Consider the following 18,890-nt stretch of genomic DNA (forward strand, 5'->3'; position numbering starts at 1 on the left):
GAGTAGGTCGTGTCACCGATCGGAAGCATCGATGCCCGCTCGCGGCTCGGCCTGCATGGCGTCAAGGTCGATGACTGCATCGGCCATCGTTGCGAGGTGCGGGGTCTGGGTGATGAAGAACTCCTGCCGGTAGCCGCCGAGCCGAAGGACTTCGCGCTTCATGGCCATGAACATGCGCTTGTGTTCTGGGTCCAGCGGCCCATCGGCCTCGTCGGAGAACAGCGTGTCGAATCGCCGTCCGGTGTTCTGGGCCAAGTACAGGGCGATCGCGCGCGTCAGGCAGGCGTCGATGAAGGTTCGCTCACCGCCGCTCATCAGGCTAAGGCTCTTGCCACCGCGCGCGTCGGGGCTCAGCGTCCCGGATCCCGACGTGCTATGCCGCATCGCTTCGCAGGTACCTGCGGCGCAGTTGCAGGGGCGGGGACGCCGGCCGGATCGCGAACTCGGCATATCCGGGGTCTCGGCATAGTGGATCTCATGCCGATCACGGCATGAGATCCAGACCCTCTCGCCGCCGCTCATCGCCGTGACGCTCTTGGCCTCGCCCGACTCCGCGTCGTAGACGCGGATGTCGAAGCCCTCGCGCTGCTCGCCCTTGGCCGTCTCCTGCAGGGTCTCGATGGCCACCGTGAAGCGCGGGCCATAGCAGGCCAGCAGCAGATCGTTCACCAGGCCTGACAACGTCGGGCCCGCATCGTCAATGGCCAGCGCGATCAGGCCATCGTTGCCCATGCAGCGGGTGAACAGCAGCCAGTTGGCGAGTTCCTGCTCCACCCGTGCCGTGCGGGCTGCGGCTGCGTCGCGCCTCCGGCCATGCTCCTCCATCTGGGTCGACAGGGCGGCAAGCGCCTGCGCGTCGCGGACAGCGGCCAGATGCGCGCGCTCCGCCTCTTCGAGAACACCCTGCCAGCGCTCCACCTGGGCCCGGGCCTGTACGAGCCGCGCAGCATCCGGCGGTGACGGCAGTGCATCGATCGCGGTCTGGAGTCGCTGGATGGCCGCCTGGGTCTGAGCTTCCAGCAGCGAGACTCGCTCGGCAACGCGCATGCGGCTGGCGATGATCTGCTGGCGCTCAGCAGCCTCGGAGTCGGTGTCGATCGCGATGTCCGCCCCGGCCGACGGGTCTTGAGTTGGAGGAAGAGCGGCGAGTTCGACCTCCGCTTCGACAAGACCCGCGCGCGCCTGGCCTATCTCCGCCCCGCGCGCAGCCAAGGCGGCATAGGCCGTCTGACGGGCCAGGGCTCGCCTCGACTGGCACTCGGCTCGGCTCAGGCTCTGCGGTGCGCCAACGTTGAGGCTCACCGCCTCTTGCTGGGCCTGCAGTTCAAGCCGAAGACTGTCCCGCTCCGCAGCGAGTTGACGAATCCGCTGCAGGGCGCTCGGCGCCAGCGCGGTCGCTTCGCGTGCGTCCGACAAAAGGGTGCATTGACCCTGCATGGGCATGCCGCTGCAGGGCACGCGGTTGCTCAGGGCCAGGCGGCGGCTCAGGTCTTCCGCCTGGAGCGCGGCCTGGCCCGCCTCGCGCTCGAGCGATGCCAGCCGCTGCCCGATCCCTGCGACAGCATCGCGACGACGCGCAAGGTCCTGGACGGCATCGCGAAGCGCCAGCACGCGGTCCTCGCGGCGACGCACCACCTCTGTCGCCTGCGGCAGACGGCGGCCGGCTCGAGCCACCGCGCCCTCGTCCGCCAGCACCCGCTGCAGGGACCGGATGCGGGCCTCCAGTCGTTCGCGCTGCGCCCTGGCCTGCGCGACACGCTGCGCCACACGACCATCGAGCCGTGCGAGTTGCTCCGTTGCCTCCCGGTCCTGCGTGCGCAGGTCCTGCAGGGTGCGATCACCCTCGGCACGGGCGCCCGCCAGTTCCTCCACCAACTGCGCTCGCCGGCTCTCGACAGCCTTCGCCTGCTCCTGCAGGGCCATCAACGACGCCTCGTGCGTTCGCGCAGCCTCCCGTTGTTCGTGGGCCGCCTGCCGGCTGGCTTGCGCCGCCTTGACCCTCTCGTCTACGCCGTGCCATCGACGGGCGTCATCCTCCAACCGCTGGCGCTCGGCATCGAACGCGGTCGCTTCAGCGCGCAATGCCGCCAGCGCCGCCTTCAACTGCCGCGCCGTCTCGCCCGCCTTCTGACCGAGCGCGCGGATGTCCTCCTGCCCCAGCAGGTCGGCCAGCAGTGCCTTGATCTCGCCGTTGCGGTAGGCGCTGAGCTGCCGCTTCCCTTGAGCCGCGAAGACCGACGTGAAGAAGGTGTCCGCTGGCCCGCAGATGGCCTCGACGCAGCGCGCATAGGTCTCGACCTTGCCATCGGAGACGGTGCCGTCGGGCAGCGCGGCGGGAGACCACGTGCCGGCGTCATCGAGCATCAGCAGGTAGGCCTCGGTCCTGCGGCGGCTCGCGGTTCGACCGTTCATTCGGATGACCACCTGCGAGCGGTAGCAGCGCCCGGCGTGCGCCCAGTGCAGATCCTTCTCGTTCTCGGGCAGACAGGCCTGGTCGTAGTACGAGAAACCGCCCGGCCCGGCCTGCGCCGCCCGCGACGGCATGGTCAGGTAGGGATGCAGGTTGTCCATCACCGTGGACTTGCCGCGGCCGTTGGCGCCTGCGATGGCGACCAGCGCGGCGCCATCGGCCAGCCGCTCCAGATCGAGGGTCAGCTCGTCCAGCCCGAGGCCGTCGCGGATGCCCCTGAAGCCCCGGAGCCTGAGTGAAAGCGGCTGCATGATGCGTCCTGTTCTGGAGTGGGCGTCCGAACAGACTGCCACTCAGATTTCCGGCATCAAGGTCTATGCGCCGAGTGACCGCTGAAGATCCGGGCCCGCGCATTCGACCCGGGCGAACAGACTCACACAGACGGCCATCTGCAGACGTTCAGTACCGGCAGCATTCGGGCACTTCATTGAGCTGCACCACGCGGCGCCGATCAGGCACGTGCACGCAACTCCCTCACGCCGCGGCCCAGCTTGCGTCGCAACAGGTTGCGAAGGGTCACACCGTCGGAATAGCCGATCTGTGCGGCGATTTGGTCGACGCTCTCGCTGCCGGTTCGCAGCAGATGCACCGCACGCTCGACGCGCAGATCCTGGAAGTACGAGAGGGGTGTCTTGCCCAATACGCTTTGCACGCGCCGCGCCAAGGTGCGTTCACTGGCGCCCGCTGCGATGGCCGCATCGGCGAGAGAGAACCCGTGCGCGAGTTGCTGCCTGGCCCAGCCCTCAAAGCGCTCGACCACCGGGTCGGCATGGGCCAGGTGATCGGGGATCACGAACTCAGCTTGCGAGCCGCGGGCCTCTACCAGCAGGTATCGCGCCGCCAGAGCCGCCAGCGCTGGGCTACGGCTGCGCACGACGCTCAATGCCAGGTCGAGATGAGCCAAGGCGGCGCCGGCCGTGGTGAAGCCGGCCGAATTCACAAGCATGCGGGACTCGTCGAGCACCACGTGCGGATAGCGCTGCCGAAACATTGGCGCCAGCCACCACGAAGTTGTGGCGCGCTGGCCATCTAGCAGCGCGCTTTCCGCCAGCAAGAACGTGCCAGTGCAGGCGGCGCCAGCGGCCGCGCGGGCGCTTGACCATTGCTGCAACGCGACGACCGCGTCGGCCACGTCCGCATGCGCGAGACGCGCGGCGAGTGCGTCTGGCATCTTGGCGCCGAGTGCGGGCACCAGAACAACGTCAGGGTTTTGCACGCGGTGCACTGGCACGACCGGTACCGCCAGACCGTGCGCGGTGCGCACGCGACGCCGAACGCCGACCAACGTGACGTTGATGGGCGGCGGCGCCTGTGCGAGCGAGCCTGCCAGTTCATTGGCCGTGCTCAGTGTGTCCATGAGTGCAGCAAGACCCAGGTCGAACACGCCATCGAGAACAAGAAGGTGCAGATTCATGGCGGAAATGATATCAATGTTGTCATTCCTGCCACTAGCAAAAACTGCCGTGGCACCGGAGACTTCGGACTCGCCAAAGCTTTCACCCGTTCAACCAGAGGATCACTCCATGACCAAGTTCGCCCTGTTCGTCCGCCTTGAAGCCAAGCCTGGCCAGGAAATCGCCGTTGCCGACTTTCTGAGAAGCGCGTTGCCGCTCGCCAACGCCGAATCGGGCACCACCGCCTGGTTCGCATTGAAGTTCGGCCCATCGACGTTCGGCGTCTTTGACGCTTTTGCGGACGAGGCCGGCCGCGAGGCTCACCTGCACGGCCAGATCGCCGCCGCGTTGATGGCGAACGCAGCCGCCTTGCTCAGTACACCGCCTAACATCGAGAAGATCGAGCTGCTGGCGGCGAAATTGCCTGGCTGACGAGCTGTCCGCGGCGGCAAATGTGAAGCTCCACATGGCTTGAGTGATCGGGATGAAGAGGTCCTGTCCTCGTGCGCCGCTCCTTCAAACCGATCCCGATTGAACCGCTCTTGCCGGCGGTGGTCGCAACCAAGTCGTCGCTGCCACAAACCGCCTCTGGGAGAGGGCGGCTAGGCCGCACGGTCTTAACCCGCGCGTTGCGCCTCCATCGCGCTGACTACCGTCTACCCGCGTGTGCCGTCCACGGGGCGACCGGCGTACCGGGCCGACCGCTTCGTGACGCCGGATTCAGGGCCGTGGATGTCGGTTCAGGGTCGTCAGCGGGTCATGTTCGGCGCGGCCAAGGCGCCTGCTGTCTGTACACCAGCGGTCGCTCGCGCTAAGCATCAGCTCCCGAAACTTCGTCGGCATGCGGCGCCAGGACTGCCGCGACGATGTCCTCGGGCTCGGTCGTCGTCACCCGTTCCAGGCACTCCAGCAGCGGCTGCGCGTGGACGTCCGTCGCCGTGGCCCAGGCCCTGACCTTGTCGGCCAGACTGACGAGCTGCGAGATGCCGGGCGCGCGGGTGCGCACCACAGGCACGATCCGCCCTTCGAGCTGGACAGCGGCGGCGCCGGACAAGGCACGCTCGATAGCCCCGCGGTCCACCTCGTGCCGGTCCTCGTCGGCCACGGTCCATCGGACCCGCACGCTGACGCCGACCAGTTCCTGCGCGCGAACCGCCTCTCGCAACTGGTCCATGTCGGGTCGGCCCTCGAACACGATGTCCAGCGTCCGTCTCGCAGGACTCGGTTCGAGGCGACAGTCCACCCCGTCCGGTCCGAGTTCCCACAGCAGGAACCCCTTGTCGCCCTGCTCACCGTGGTGGAAGCGACCGATGGACCCGGCATAGGCGATGCACTGGCGACGTTCGCCCTCCCCTTGCGTCCAGACCTGGTGCCGATGGATGTGGCCGAGCAAGGTGGCCTGCGCGCCGGTGCTGAACAGCGCCCCGGTGGTGAACTCGTGGTCGAACCCGGCCATCGGCACGCCGTGCTCGGTCACGCAGCCGAAGACCGTGCCATGCGACACCGCGAGCGTCGGCACGCCGGCAGCCTGGGCCAGGCCGTGGATGCCGGCGTAGCCCTGCAGCAGCGAGGCCAGTTGCTCGCCCTGGGCCTCGGCGGCAGTGGTGGCGCCGACCGCTGCCGCGACGGCCGCCTTGTTGATCGAGGGAATGCAGGTGAACAGTGCCCTGGCGCCAGGCGGCACCTCTGCGAATCGCGGGCCTTCGGACACGAGCCAAAGGTCGGCGCCAGGCGCATCGGTCACCGACAGGTCCCCAGACGATCCGCTGCCCATCAACGCCACCTGCCCGATCCTGTCCGCGACGAAGACCCGATGGCGGCTTCCCAGCATCCTGAACACGGACAGCGTGCCGGGCGGCTCGTGCGACCACGTGCCCTGGAGCATCAGCACCGGGCAATGGTCGGCCAGCCGTCGCACCTGCGCCAGCAGCCTCAGTGCCGCAGGCGCATGCAGGTCCAGGGCGTGATCGGTGGCATCCCCGGAGATCACGGCCACATCGATGGCGAGTTCGATGGCGCGGTCCACGGCCGCCGAGAAGCAGCGATCGGCCTCCTCCAGGTGGCGCGGCCCATAGTGCAGGTCGGACAGGTGCGCCACTCGCAAGCGATGCGCCTGACGGTGCGAACCGTGCGCTCGCGGACGCCCATGCGGGATGCGCGGCGCCTCCGCGCGTTGCGCACCGGTACCGCCTTGCGGTCGTCCCGGCGCGCTCACGATGCCACCTGCTGCAGCTCTGCGTTGACCTTGTCCGCATAGCCCTTCGGATCGTTCCGGAAGCGCTCCAGCTCGCCGAGGGCCCGCTGCCGCCCTTGCGGATTGAGCTTCCACCCAGGACCCCAGCGCGTGGCCGCGTAGCTCAGCCAGGTCTTCGCAGGCACGCCCATCGCCGCCAGCCGCCCGAGCACATGCTCCAGCGTGGGCGGCATGCCGTCTGCCGTGGAGTCGCTCGCAGCCACAGGTTCGTCGACGGACTCCGGCCCCTTCCCAGGCGTCGAGGAAGCGTCCGCCCGGCACCCCTGGAGCACGCGGGCGGCAACATCGGCCTGCAGGAGCACGGTGTCCTGATCGTCCTGCTCCCGCATGAGCGTCGCCACGTCGACCGGCGCTTCCAGTTCGATGATCCACTGCGGCACCCGGACAGGCCGCCCATGGTCATCGATGTGCGCCACCTCCATCAGCCGCTTGGTCAGGTAGAACGGCGTGCCCTGGCGGTCCAGGAAGCCGGCCAGTCGGCCACCCCGCAGGAACGCCACGGTCTCGAAGGTGCGGATCGCCGCATTCATCGCGTAGAAGCTGCGCGTGTGCAGCTCGAAGGCGCTGATCGAGCGGATGCCGGGGATGAAGAACAGGAAGCGTCCGGTGAGGTTGCACTGCCGCTGCTGGTACTCCGGGCAGGACTCCGGCTGGCACAGACCGCCGTTGTCCTCGCGCGGGATCGTCTTGCGGCCGCCGAACAGCCGCACCGTGCGGCGCCCGGTCGCGTCCATCGGCACTGGGGCGTGCGTCATGCAGTGGCGCCACCGTCCGTCGGTCGAATACTCGGACCAGAAGCGCTTGTCCTGCGCACCCCAGGTGGCCAGTTCATGCGGCATCACGCTCTGCCAGCGATCGGTCGGGAACACCACCGGGAAGCGATAGAGGCGCCGGCCCTCGCCACGGTCCTCGCCATGGAGGTCGAGGATCTGTGTCGCCAGTTCGGGGTTCGGGAAGTCCTGGGCACGCACAGTGAACCACGGCACGTTGCGCGGAACGAGCGGGCTCTTGAGCTCAGGGCAGGCCTCGGCCAGCGCACGCTCGATCTGGTCGAACGACTGGCCCTGGTTCAGGCCCTGTTCGTAGATCGCCTGCGCACGCGGCACCTCGGCGGCCCGACGGGTCAGGACCTTGATGCCCGCGCGGATCTTTCCGCCCGTGGGCAGGCGGGGCGTTCCGTTCGTACCGTTGCCCAGCAGGGTGGGCAGAGCCACAGGCCCGCCGTGCAGCACGACGGCAGGCCGGGGATCGGGGGATGGAGAAGAGGCCATCGGCGTTCCTCGGTGGGCGTCGGGGGATTCCGACGAACCATCGTCCCGCCTCGACCCGTGCTTTCAACCCCGGGTGCCGTCCGGATGCCATGATTCGACTCGGTCCGCACGCCATGGTCCCGTGCAATCGCATCGCCCGAACCCGCCCCTTTCATGCAAGCCGAGTCGCCCTCAAGCCCACAAGACAGCGCAGACATAGACGACGAGGAACTGCGGCGGGTACTCGCCGCCTCCGAGGCCTTCGACGATGATCTGCTTGCACTGCTTCGAGCCGGTTGGAACACGTCGTCCCGACGCTCGACCATCTGCCTGGCCTTCTGTCGTTCGGCGATCGAGCATGCGATCGCGCAGCGGGTCCTGATCGAAGCCGGCCTGATGGGGACCGCACTCAGCCTGATCCGCCTGCAGTTCGAGGCGGTTGTCCGTGCCGCCTGGGTGCTTCACGCCGCCAAGGAGGACTGGCTGGACAAGTTCTCCGCGCCGGTGCCGGACGGCGAACTCTCGGAACCCCAGATGGGGCCACCGATCCCCGCCATGATCGATGCCATCGGCGCGGTCGCCGGCCCGGCGGCCACCGAACTCAAGCGACTGCATGGCACCGTCAAGGTGATGCACTCGTTCGTGCACGGCGGTGTCCACCTGGTCGTCCACGCCCTGCGGGGCTACCCGGCAGGAAAGCTGACGTCGGTGCTGCAGAACCGCAACCTGCTCTCGCTGATGCTGGCCAACGTCATCGTGATCGTCAGCCAGGATCCCGGCCTGCGGGGTTCGGTCGGAAGGCTGTCGGGCCTGCATGCGGCCTGCATGCCGCCGCTCCAGCGGTGAGCCGAGTCGAGGGGCCGGGCAGGACCGGCATGGCATCGCCAGGCAACCAGAGCCAGGACCTCGGCAGGGCGGCCTCGAACGCCCTTCGCTTGGCACCCTGTTCGGCCTCACCCATGAAGCCGCTGACGACATGGAGGTCGACCGGCTCCGCGCCCACGTCCAGCAGGATGGCATTCGCGAACCCGGCCACCGTCCGCGCGTCGTACCGCAGCGGCTTCACGAAGCGCCGTCCCTGCGTCACCAGCGCACGGACCAGCGGCGCCTCGTGCACCCCCTCCAGCGGAATCCACTCCTCGCTGGTCAGCATCAGGCTGGCGAGGTCGATCTCGTACGTGTGCTCCCGGCGCGCCCGGATCAGCGCCGCCAGCATGAGTCGCAGCCCTCGCCCTCCGTCCGAGTCGAGCGCCTCGAAGAGTGGCGCGAAGCCGCGCTGCACCCGCGCCCAGGTCCGCGCGTCTGCCAGCAGGGGTGCGTCCGGCATGTGGCGCATCCAGATGCGCACGCCCGCGGGCGCGGACTCCCAGCCCTTGAACTCGCCCAGAACCACTGCCAGCGGCTGACGCCCGTCATGCGGCTGCAGCACCGACAGCCGGGCACGCCGCCGTTCGGCCTGCTCGGCCTTCGCGGACTCGTTGAAGGCTTCCGGCACGTACAGCCGGTTCGACAGCGGCTCGCCCTTCACCTGGATCGCCTCGGCGGCCTGCATCAGGTACTTGTGAAGCACCGCCTGGTTGCGCTTCCCGGCCATGGCCGGCGACCAGCGGTTGAAGCCGGCCCGCTCGAACAGGAAGTGCATCAGCGCCCGCAGGCTCATCCGGCGACGGGTGCGGCCGACCTCCGACGGCTCAGCAGGCTCGCGGCTCACCCCAGGCCGCCCGGGTACACGCGCCCACGGGAAGTCCACGTGCAGTTCCACCCGTGCCGGATCCAGCTGGACGACGGCCTCTCCGACCAGTTCGCCCAGGCCCGACATCGCAGGCCCCGGCTCGTAGCTCGGGCAGGCGGGGTGGTGCCGATCCCCGGTCTCGGGCATGCGCTTGATCTGGAAGTGGCGATGAAAGGCGACGTACATCTCGACGCCGCCGGCCACGCACAGGCAGCGCGGCCGGCCCGGCGCCTCGTAGGCCTGGGCCAGCAGGTCCTGCAGCTGCGGGTCGTCGGCGTCGACCAAGCGCCCACCGATCGCAAAGCGCTGCCCGTCCACCCCCGACTCCTTCCCCGACTCCATCACCGTTGCAGCCCTTCAGCGGGCGCGCCGTGTCATGCCAGCTCCTCGAGGACCTTGGCGAGCTCGGGTCGCGGCCTCGGCAGTTGCTCGCGCACGGCGCTTCGATCGGCGATGCCCAGCACCAGCCCGACCTGATCCTCGTCGGCGCCACGCTCGTACATCCGCGACATCAGGGTCAGCCGGGCCGACTGCGTGCACAGGCCAGGTATGTCGGCCTGGCGGAAGATCTTGCGGTAGATCTCCAGCAGGGGACGGCAGACGTAGCGGTTCTGGCCCTCGCCTCCGTTCGGCGTGATCGGATAGACCTCGCCCTCCGCGCCCAGGAACAGCGGGCCGTGCCGATCCAGGCCGCGCCAGTGCTCGGCGGCGCCAAGACCGTGGCCGGCACGGAGCCGCTCGTCGAGGTAGGCGCCGAGCGCTTCGTCCAGACGACGGTGGCTGAAGAACAGCGGCCGGTCCCTGCCGTTGATCGCGACATCGGCGCGCACCCTCGACTCTCGCCGCACGCTGCCGTCCTCGAGCAGGTAGTCGCCCACCGTCAGGCGCGCGACCTCCAGCGGGCGCAGGCCGGTCGCGAAGGGCAGGTAGTAGAGCGCCAGGTCGTGCAGCGGCCGCGTGGATCGGCTGCGCACGCGGCGCGCCCCGAGATCGACCTCGTCGGGATTGAGCACACGGGCTTCGCGCTGGGAGCTCACCTGCGTCGGGTCGAAGTGCTGCAGTGCCTGGAGGATCGCGTCCCGGTGCATGCGCAGGCGCTTCACGAAGGCGGCGCCGCTCTCCTGCAGGCCATCGACGCCCACTGCCTGCGTGAGCTGCACCGCGAGCCCCTTGATGCGCCGGTCGACGGCCGAACGCGACAGCCCCCATCGATGGGCCACGGTCGCGTAGGGATCGCCGTCGATCACCTCGCGCAGCATCTGGATCGTCTGCAATGTCTGCCGGCGATCGCCGGCGGCTTCCGGATCGTCTTCCATTGTTGTTACTCCCTGGACGACGTAATCACCGACGGACGCTGGCCGGGCGCGGCGTCGTGGTCGCTTCGCGCCAATCGCTTCCTCGATGTCGAAGGCATGGACCACGCACGGCCCGAGCACGTGCCCGGTGTCCCCACGTCTAACGCGCGAACCTGCGACTCCCGTGTGACCAGTCGTTTCGCGACCGATACACGCCAGGCCCTGTCGCGTTCGCGGCCGCGGCGAGACCTCGCCCGACCGCGTTGCGGTTTCAATGTGCCCGGGCATGCGTGCCGGCGTGTTGCCGAGGCGTTACCGCGTGCAGCGCGATGCGTCCGTCGCCGTTCCAGGTGCGTCATGACGCAACCCCCTGCTGCTCGATCCAGCGGCGGATGTCCTCGGCGCGCCAGACGGTCACGCGCTCGGACAGCTTCACGGGCTCCGGAAACGTGCGCGCATGCACGCGCCGCCACAAGGTGGACTTGGAGATGGGGACGAAGGACAGCACCTGCGGCTGGCGCAGGAAGCCGGTGTCCGGCAGCGCAGCGCTGGGCGCTGCGGCCGGGGAGTCCGCCGACAGGGCGGCGGGAACAGAAACGCGGGGCATGATCGGCCTCTCATCGGCATGCAGCCGGCAAAGGTCATGACCTGCTCTGCGACGACGGCGCTCGGTCAGGAAACGCGCCAGCCGCCCGGGAACGCTCGACTCCTGGACCACCGCGGGCGTTCCGTTCGCGCGGTGGATGAAGATGCCTTCCGAAGAGGGCCCCTGCCGAGGGCCCCCTTCGGTGTGATTCGATCGCCACCCCCTTGGGGGTGCATGCCGGCCGCCATGCGGTGCAGGTCCGCGCGTTCGATGCCGCGGAGGGCCGAGTCCGGCACCGGGTGCGTTCGGTCGCCGAGCCGGGCGCGGCGGGTCCGCCGGAACTGGCCGGCACGCCGGAGGCAGCGGGCCGACGTCGGACGAGGCAGGTATCGACTGCGACGCCACCCGATGCGGGTGGAGGCCCCGGGCGATTCGCCCGTTGAACGGGTGATCGGCGCTACGGTGGCGCCGACTTGCCTCTGCGGGCAGCCCACGGCCTGGACACACGGTAGCGTCCGCACCGCTCACGGGCAACACGCCCGCGCCGATTGCCCGCGCAAGCGTCGGTAGGTGCCGCCGCTTGGGAGGGACATCGGACGGCCTCCAATTCCACCGCCTACTCCGCCACCGCAGCGACTGCCGTTGGCGCAGGTAGCGGCTCCACGTCGCGGCCCGCTGTCGGTGGGGGATCTGCGGGTCCGTCCGGTACCGTGGTCGTCGAATCGACGGCTTCGCCGACGGCGGTACCGAGCGCGTCGTCAGGAACTTCGGCATCGTCGGGCGACGTGGCGCGGGCATCGAGCGCGTTCATGCGCCGCCGCAAGCCCGTCGCAAAGCTTCGCGCGCCGTTGGCGATGTCGCGCACCTGGCGCTTGAGCCCCGCACGCTGCGTGTCCACCGCCTGCGCCGACACCACCTCGTGGATCTCCAGCGTCTGCAGCAGCGGCATCAGCTGGTCGAGCTTGACCAGCACCTCCAGGAATCGGCGGCTGATCGACGACAGCACGCGCACGTCCACGTCCAGCGGCACCGTGTCGTAGGACGCCAGGCTGGTGATGCCGTGGGCCTTGAACAGCGCCTCGGCGCCGTCGATGGCCTCGTTCAGGCTGGTGGTGGCGGCATCGATCCTGCCGCGCAACGCCGTCTCGATCCGGCCGATGTCCTCGTGGTCGAGCCGGGTGCGGGCGATGACCGAGATGAAGTGCATGTTCAGCTGCAGGGTGTTGAACATGCGCACGAACATGCGCTTGCCCTCGGCACTGCTGAACCGCGTGGCGATCTTGAGGCTGGCCGCCTCGACGCGTCGGAAGTCGACCTTGGCTTCGCGGGCCAGGATGCGGGCGTTGGCGCCGCCCTGGTCCACCTTCACGATCTCGACATTGGCCATGCCCGCGGCTCCTTGTGCTGACAACGGGTTCGATGGCATCTTCCGAACGTGCACGACCCTTTGCCACGCGAAAGCCCCGGCACCTCGGGGCGCTTTCGCGATCAGTTGCGTGGCGACGGGCATCGGCCCATTGACCGGGCGGAACCGGCGACCTACCTTTGCGCCATGCAGCAGCTGGCCCTGCATCCAGACTCGGCAAGCCTTGGAGATTTCCTGAACTGATCCCCCGCGTGGGTGCCCGTGCAGGTCGCACAGGCACCCGTGGGGACGATCGAATCGCGGTGATGCACGCCCCACCGATGGGGGACACCCGTTGCGGTGTCGCTCCGTCGGGTGCCCCTGTGCATCGCCGTGCCGAGGACCGCGCAAGCGATCAGGCACGCCGGGGCATTCGCCTCAGGCCGGGCCTTCGAGGCAAGGGCCGCGACCCGGTGCCGAGCGCATCTGCTCGAGCGCCGCACCGACCGCGCCCTTGCCTCCCGGGCTCGTCCCGTTCCCGCCGATGTCCCCCCGATCGGACGCTGACACCGATCACCGCGCTCGCGCGCGCCACTGAACCCGGTCAGCCCTGGAGTTCCACGCCCCGACCGCAAGGCGGCCGGCGCCACATCACCCAACCGTCACCCGCATGGGGGCCCGCGCGCCCTCCACGGGGTGCACGTGGTCTCCCTTCCCATCCAAGGAGTCCACGATGCACAGCACCAACGCCTGCCGTCAGGCCGGCGCCCCTGTCGGCTCGCCACAGACGGCAAGCCTCGACGCAAACCGAGCCCGACTCGGCTCGACGACGACCCCGTTCGTCGTCGACGCCCTGTTCGACATGCCGACCGCCCTGGATCATCAGGACGATCCCGGCGCAGACAGCGCCGACAGCGCCATCGGCGCACCGGGCAGCACCCGCGAGGCGTGGGTGGAGGAATGGAGCGAGGACGACATCGTCCTGCTGCACTGGCGCCTGCTGCAGGAGATCCGGCACCTGGCCGACCCGGCCACGCCGCTGGAGGAGAAGCTCGACACCCTGCGCTGGGTGTTCACCGAACGCGAGAAGGACGGCCTGCCGTTCTCGTTCGTGAACTGCCTGCGCGTGGTCGGCTGCAGCCCGCTGTCGCCGATCCCGTACTGCGGACTCGTCGACGCTGAGGAGGTTCGCGAGCGCATCCGCCATGGGCTGCGGCCCTGGCTGCACGCGACGCTGGCCCGCTACCCCGGCTGGGTGCGCGAGGCCGTGGCGACCCACCCCGAATGGGTCGAGGCCCGGCTGACCCGCAATCCCCAGTGGATCAACGAGCAGCTCAAGCAGATGTCCGTGCAGGGCGACCTGTTCGCGTGATCACGCCCACCCCGGGCGCCGTGCCTCGGGCCGCGCCGACCGATCCGGTCAGCCCGCGGCGGCACGCGCCCATCCGTTCGAAGGAACTCACCATGCTCACGTTCAAGGAAGCCCTCTGCCTGCTGGCGATCGTCGTCGCCTACGGCATCACCGGGCGCATGGACTACGAAGACGCCCTGCTGATGGAGCAAGTCCGGCAGCAGGTCGGCGCCGACTGCATCCTGCCGCTTGAAGGCGACGACACCCTCCCGGAAGGGGGACCCACCGGGCGCCCGCCGGTGGCCCGCCCCATCGAGGGCACCCGTCCGGAGGCGCCCTGCGTCCCGGACGCTGCGTCGGACCAGCCCATGCGGCTGACCCGGCACTGAGGGGAGCCGCCATGCACACCGATGCACGCCTGGTTCCCGGCCGCGTGCGCCTGCTGTCCGTGCAGGCGCCCGAGGACATCGAGTACCTCGTCAAGGAGAGCGAAGTGCTGACCGGTCGGTCCGGCCGCACCTTCGTCATCGCCGGTGCCGACCGGCTCGTCTACCGCGTCCACTGGCAGCCGCTCACCGAATCCGGTGGCCATGCCGCCGGGCCGGTGGTCGAGCGCCTCGGCCACGACGGCGAGGTCCTGAGTCGCCAGCACCTGCAGCTCTGGGAGTTCCTGGAGCACAGCCTCGTCGAGGCGCAGGCCGCCGGCCAGTTGTTCACCCCTCCGGTCCGCACGACGCCCTGATGGGCACCGATCCGCGCTGACCGGCCCACACACCCCGGCGGGTGCATCCCGCCAGGGGTGCGTCCGCCGGTTCTTCCCCCGATCGGGATGCCCCCGAAGGAGTCAACGATGAAGATCCAAGTCCGAATCAACGAAGAAGGCGCGCTGCGCAACCAGCGCCATGCCTTCAGCAACCGGTTCACCCTGGTGTCCGAGCTGCTGCAGAACGCGCGCCGTGCCGGCGCGCGCCTGATCCGGATCGACCACGATCCGCAGGCACGGATCCTGACCGTGCAGGACGACGGCCACGGCCTGGACGACTTCCAGAAGCTGCTCAGCTTCCACGAGTCGGGCTGGGACGCCGACACCTGCACGCAGGAGCGCCCCTTCGGCGTCGGGTTCTCGAAGTGCCTGTACGCCGCCTCGCGCTGCGTGGTGGCCTCGGGCCGACGCCGCGTCGACATCGACACCGCGGCCGCACTGGCCAAGGCAATGGTCGAGGTCGAGGAGCGCCCCCTGGATGACGCGGTGACAGGCACCCGGGTCGAGCTGCACGGCGTCGACCTGCCGGACCTTGCGCAGCGCGTCGAAGAACTGTGCGCCGGATTTCCGGTGCCGGTGTGGTTCAACGGCGAGCCGCTCAAGCGCGCCATGGCCGAGGCCCACCTGGCCACCCAGGCCAGCGCCATCGGCGCCGTGCACCTCGCGGGCACGCGCGACGGCCGGTACACCCACGACACCTGGGTGTTCCTGCAGGGTTTCTGCGTGCTGCGGCCGGCCTGGTCCACACGCGAGGACGTGAACGTCGTGCACCTGGACTCGCGCCAGTTCATGGCGCGTCTGCCGGACCGCGACCGCCTGATCGACGAGGACGTGCAGCGCCAGCGCATCGACACCGAGCTGAAGGCCTGCTGGCGGCGCACGCTGGAGATCGCCAAGGCTGAGCTGCCACCGCGCCACTTCATCGACACCTACTACGGCGTCATGCGCGGCTGGGGGCACCTCGACCTGCTGAACGACCTGGGCACCCTGCCGGCGGAGCTGTGCAGCCTGGTGTTGGGCTACCCGGTGCAGGTGGAGCATGGCGAGCGCCGCCACCTGACGCCGGTTCCGACCGCGCCCACGCGCGAGGCCATCGAGTCGGGTGCCGTGCAGCTGGTGGCCCTGGACGACGTGGGCGACGACAACGCGCCGCGCTGGATGATGGCGCGCGCCCGCGGGTGGCTGGTGTTCGACTGGATCGGTGTGCATGCCGATCACTGGGTGATGCGCCACGTCCGCTTCCTCGAGGAAGAGGGTCAGCGCGTGACGCCGGTGGGCGAGAAGCTGCGCACGGCGCTGGAGGGCCGCTGGGTCTGGCCCACGGTCATCCTCTGCGAGAAGGTTCGCCTGCGCGTCGGCGACGACGAGACGCTGGTCAGCGACGCCGGGGTCTGCCACGACGGCAACCTGTACATCCCCGACGGCGAGACGACGGGCACGCCGGTGGAGCAGCTGTCCTCGTTCACCGACGAGCACGACCAGTTCCTGGATGCCGACCGCGACGCCGACCGTGACGCGCTGGCCGATCTGCTGCGCCTGCTGCGGGCGGTGGACCCGGTGCAGACGCTGGACTCGCTGTTGCAGTCCCTGCGGCTGGGCAAGTACCCGCTGCTGCACGGCAAGACCTTCCAGCTGACGGTGGGCGTGGGCTTGGCGCCCGGGCACACCGTCGATCTGGTCGACCACGCAGCGGCAGGCGGAGGAGCCCATGCAGGACGCTGACTACGCGGCCCGCATCGACGCCGTGAAGCAGCGCGCGCACGGCCGCTGGAGCGAGGTGCTGGCTGCGGCCGGCATCGAGGAGCGCATCCTCCGGCATCGCAACGGGCCCTGCCCGTCCTGCGGCGGGACCGACCGCTTCCAGTACACCGACAAGTTCGGCGAGGGGAACTACCACTGCCGGCAATGCGGCCCGGGTGGCGGCTTCAAGCTGCTGCAGGCCGTGCGGGGCGTGGACTTCCATGCCGCCCTGTGCGAGGTGGAACGTTGCCTGGGCATGCTGCCGGCGGCGGCCGCCTGCGAAGCCGGTGCCCCAGCGGCACCGGGGGAGCGCATGCGCCGGCTGGTGCAGCGCATCTGGGACGAGGCGCGGCCGGTGGTGGCCGGCGACGAAGTCGACCGCTACCTGCGCGGGCGCGGGCTGACCCTGCATCGGCATCCGCCGGTGCTGCGGTTCCACCCGTCGCTCGGCTACTTCGAGAAGGGTGCTGACGGCAAGTCGCGGCAGATCGCGGCCTACCCGGCCATGCTGGCGCTGATCCAGGCGCCGGATGGTCAGGCCGTGACGCTGCACCGGACCTACCTGCGCGACGGCCGAAAGCTCGACGCCGCCGACGCGAAGAAGGTGCTCTCCGCGGGCATCCACGGTGCTGCCGTGCGGCTGTTCGATGCCGGCGCGCAGCTCGCGCTGTGCGAAGGCATCGAGACCGCCCTGGCGGTGCACCTGGCCACCGGCAAGCCCGTGTGGGCCGGCATCAGCGCCGGCAACCTGGAGAAGCTCTGGGTGCCGGACAGCGTGCGCGAGGTCTGCATCTATGCGGACAACGACGCCGGTGGCGACTTCGCCGGCCAGTGCTTCGCCTACGCGCTCGCGCGGCGGCTGAAGCGGGAGGAGAGGACCACCGGCCCGCGCCAGGTGCGGGTGTTCGTGCCGCGCCATGCGGGCACGGACTGGGCCGATGTGTGGAGCCAGCGTGCCAACGGCCCCGACCGGGGCCGGCGTCATGCGGGTGCATCGACGTCGACCGACCGAGCGGCCAACAACCGGGTGGCCCTCGGTGGCTGAGGCAGAGGTCATGAAGCTTGGGGTGCGGCGAGCCACGGCGGGCCGCACCCGCTTTTTCAGCGGCACTGGACGGGTCGGCGCATGTCCTGCGCCACGACCTGCCGGTGCCGGCGAAAAGGTCAGGCGCCGTCGGCCATGCGGCCGACGCGCTCCCCTCATCGTTTCCCGACTGGTAGCTGCCAGACCAGGTGACGCCCCACGGCGCCACGAAGGCAGCCCTGGAGAACCCGCGCGACCGATGGCGACACCCGTGTCACCGAAGTCGCGCCCCTGCCTCGCCGATGCATCGCCAATCCACCAAGGACGCGCTGCATGCGGCGAGTTGTTGTCGTCAACCCACTGCGGGGACCCGTGCCCCGACGTGGGCCATGCCGTCCCCGCTTCTCACCCACCCCAAACCGATTGGAGAAAGTCATGAAGAGCGGACGTACCCTTGTGGGTCTGGCCCAGGAACTGGAGCGCCAGCTGCACTCGAAGAAGGACCTGATCGTGCCGTCGCAGCTGGTGCATCACAGCACCGGAGACGACGGCCAGACGCACATCATCGTCAACGAAGCCGGCAACCCGGTGCGCTACGGCGTCACGCCGCTGGCGCGCCGCCAGCTGGCCGACAAGCTGAAGATCCCGCACGCGTACTTCGAGCGCATGCGCGAGGAGCAACCGGTGCTGCTGGACCGCAACGTCAACACCTGGCTGCAGAGTGAGGACGATCGACGCATGCTGCGCACCCTGGACGGCCAGGTGCGCGCGGTGCTGTCGGACCGCTACCGCCGGCTCGACAACTTCGACCTCGCCGAGAGCGTGCTGCCCATCCTGCAGCAGCTGCCCGACGTGCGCTTCGAGTCGGTCGAGCTGACCGAGACGCGCATGTACCTGAAGTGCATCACCTCCCGCCTGACCTACGAGATGGCGCCGGGCGACGTGGTCCAGGCCGGCGTGGTGATCTCGAACTCCGAGGTCGGCCAGGGCACGCTGTCGGTGCAGCCGCTGCTGTACCGGCTGGTCTGCCGCAACGGCCTGATCGCGGCCGACCGGTCGCTGCGCAAGACGCATGTGGGCCGTTCGCTCGGAACCGAGGACGAGGGCCTGCAGGTCTACCAGGACGACACCCTGCGTGCCGACGACAAGGCCTTCTTCCTGAAGGTGCGCGACGTGGTGCAGGCGGCGGTGTCGGAAGCGAGCTTCCGGCAGACGGCGCAGAAGCTGCAGAAGACGCTGAAGATCCCCCTCGTCGGCGACCCGGTGAAGACGGTCGAGGTGCTGGCCCAGCGCTACACGCTCAACGATGTCGAGCGCTCGGGCGTGCTGCGGCACCTGATCACCGAGGGCGAGCTCTCGGGCTACGGGCTGGTCAATGCGGTGACGCACTACAGCCAGGAGATCGACGACTACGACCGCGCCACGGAGTTCGAGGCGCTGGGCGGCAAGCTGATCGAGCTCGGCACCGCCGAGTGGAAGGGCCTGGCCGAAGCGATCTGAGCACGGCCTGAGCAGGCAGTCCGGCACGGCGGCGAGCGGGGGCAACCCCGTTCGCCGACCGTGCCGGCGCCGACGTTGCACGGCGCCCCGACAAGGGCGTCGTTCACGCCGCATATCGCTTCATGCGGTCGCGCTCACGCATTCGCCGGAATTCGCCAGGGCTTGCGAGTGGCAATTCGGTAAGCA

General features: G+C 69.5%; 16 protein-coding genes. 8 read left to right on the forward strand and 8 right to left on the reverse strand.

Translation table 11 applies throughout. The features are described 5' to 3' along the window. Nucleotides 1-12 precede the first annotated feature (12 nt). Both WDZ95_RS01570 and WDZ95_RS01575 read right to left on the reverse strand, forming a co-directional pair. A complete protein-coding gene (locus tag WDZ95_RS01570; protein WP_425775944.1) occupies nt 13-2,721 on the reverse strand; it encodes a DNA repair protein in 2,709 nt (902 codons plus the stop codon). Nucleotides 2,722-2,921: 200 nt separating this feature from the next. Then, nucleotides 2,922-3,884 (reverse strand): GlxA family transcriptional regulator, encoded by a 963-nt coding sequence (locus tag WDZ95_RS01575; RefSeq protein ID WP_056314654.1) that lies wholly within the window; start codon nt 3,882-3,884, stop codon nt 2,922-2,924. A 109-nt stretch (nt 3,885-3,993) separates the two neighbouring features. Here WDZ95_RS01575 and WDZ95_RS01580 point away from each other — a divergent pair, with 109 nt between their 5' ends. Further along, nucleotides 3,994-4,296, forward strand: a complete 303-nt coding sequence (locus tag WDZ95_RS01580) for a putative quinol monooxygenase (protein WP_056314652.1) — start codon at nt 3,994-3,996, stop codon at nt 4,294-4,296. A 379-nt stretch (nt 4,297-4,675) separates the two neighbouring features. Here WDZ95_RS01580 and WDZ95_RS01585 read toward each other — a convergent pair whose 3' ends face one another. Both WDZ95_RS01585 and WDZ95_RS01590 read right to left on the reverse strand, forming a co-directional pair. After that, entirely contained in the window at nt 4,676-5,962 is a 1,287-nt protein-coding gene (locus WDZ95_RS01585; RefSeq protein ID WP_425775945.1) for a metallophosphoesterase family protein, read from the reverse strand. A 113-nt stretch (nt 5,963-6,075) separates the two neighbouring features. After that, on the reverse strand, nt 6,076-7,389 hold the full coding sequence (locus tag WDZ95_RS01590) for a hypothetical protein (RefSeq protein ID WP_425775946.1): 1,314 nt from the start codon (nt 7,387-7,389) through the stop codon (nt 6,076-6,078). A 153-nt stretch (nt 7,390-7,542) separates the two neighbouring features. Here WDZ95_RS01590 and WDZ95_RS01595 point away from each other — a divergent pair, with 153 nt between their 5' ends. Next, on the forward strand, nt 7,543-8,214 hold the full coding sequence (locus tag WDZ95_RS01595; RefSeq protein WP_425775947.1) for a DUF6988 family protein: 672 nt from the start codon (nt 7,543-7,545) through the stop codon (nt 8,212-8,214). Here the strand turns inward: WDZ95_RS01595 and WDZ95_RS01600 are convergent. From WDZ95_RS01600 to WDZ95_RS01615, 4 genes are all read right to left on the reverse strand, one after another. Continuing rightward, the gene (locus WDZ95_RS01600) at nt 8,132-9,418 is read right to left on the reverse strand and encodes a DUF1173 family protein (protein WP_425775948.1); all 1,287 of its coding nucleotides are present in this window, start codon (nt 9,416-9,418) and stop codon (nt 8,132-8,134) included. The two genes, WDZ95_RS01595 and WDZ95_RS01600, sit on opposite strands and share 83 nt — an antisense overlap. Nucleotides 9,419-9,474: 56 nt before the next feature. Then, nucleotides 9,475-10,416, reverse strand: a complete 942-nt coding sequence (locus WDZ95_RS01605) for a site-specific integrase (protein WP_246607815.1) — start codon at nt 10,414-10,416, stop codon at nt 9,475-9,477. Between the two features lie 334 nt (nt 10,417-10,750). Continuing rightward, entirely contained in the window at nt 10,751-11,002 is a 252-nt protein-coding gene (locus WDZ95_RS01610; RefSeq protein ID WP_220787790.1) for a helix-turn-helix transcriptional regulator, read from the reverse strand. Between the two features lie 595 nt (nt 11,003-11,597). After that, complete coding sequence (locus WDZ95_RS01615) at nt 11,598-12,368, reverse strand: DUF1845 domain-containing protein (protein ID WP_425775949.1); 771 nt, start codon at nt 12,366-12,368, stop codon at nt 11,598-11,600. A 691-nt stretch (nt 12,369-13,059) separates the two neighbouring features. On the opposite strand from WDZ95_RS01615, the gene WDZ95_RS01620 reads away from it, so the two are divergent. The 6 genes from WDZ95_RS01620 to WDZ95_RS01645 all read left to right on the forward strand — a co-directional run bounded on the left by WDZ95_RS01620 (nt 13,060) and on the right by WDZ95_RS01645 (nt 18,704). Beyond that, entirely contained in the window at nt 13,060-13,698 is a 639-nt protein-coding gene (locus tag WDZ95_RS01620; protein ID WP_425775950.1) for a hypothetical protein, read from the forward strand. 92 nt (nt 13,699-13,790) lie between these two features. Beyond that, nucleotides 13,791-14,066: a hypothetical protein gene (locus tag WDZ95_RS01625; protein ID WP_425775951.1), complete on the forward strand. Its 276-nt coding sequence runs from the start codon at nt 13,791-13,793 to the stop codon at nt 14,064-14,066. An 11-nt stretch (nt 14,067-14,077) separates the two neighbouring features. Beyond that, complete coding sequence (locus WDZ95_RS01630; protein WP_104301943.1) at nt 14,078-14,419, forward strand: hypothetical protein; 342 nt, start codon at nt 14,078-14,080, stop codon at nt 14,417-14,419. A 108-nt stretch (nt 14,420-14,527) separates the two neighbouring features. After that, a complete protein-coding gene (locus WDZ95_RS01635; RefSeq protein ID WP_425775952.1) occupies nt 14,528-16,162 on the forward strand; it encodes an ATP-binding protein in 1,635 nt (544 codons plus the stop codon). Then, nucleotides 16,149-17,225: a DUF7146 domain-containing protein gene (locus tag WDZ95_RS01640; RefSeq protein ID WP_425775953.1), complete on the forward strand. Its 1,077-nt coding sequence runs from the start codon at nt 16,149-16,151 to the stop codon at nt 17,223-17,225. Before WDZ95_RS01635 ends, WDZ95_RS01640 begins: the two co-directional genes overlap by 14 nt. A gap of 414 nt (nt 17,226-17,639) precedes the next feature. Beyond that, nucleotides 17,640-18,704 (forward strand): DUF932 domain-containing protein, encoded by a 1,065-nt coding sequence (locus tag WDZ95_RS01645; RefSeq protein WP_425775954.1) that lies wholly within the window; start codon nt 17,640-17,642, stop codon nt 18,702-18,704. Nucleotides 18,705-18,890: the final 186 nt, after the last annotated feature.

Origin of the sequence: Hydrogenophaga sp. T2 (genome assembly GCF_049843535.1) — a bacterium.
Lineage (GTDB): Bacteria > Pseudomonadota > Gammaproteobacteria > Burkholderiales > Burkholderiaceae_C > Hydrogenophaga > Hydrogenophaga crocea.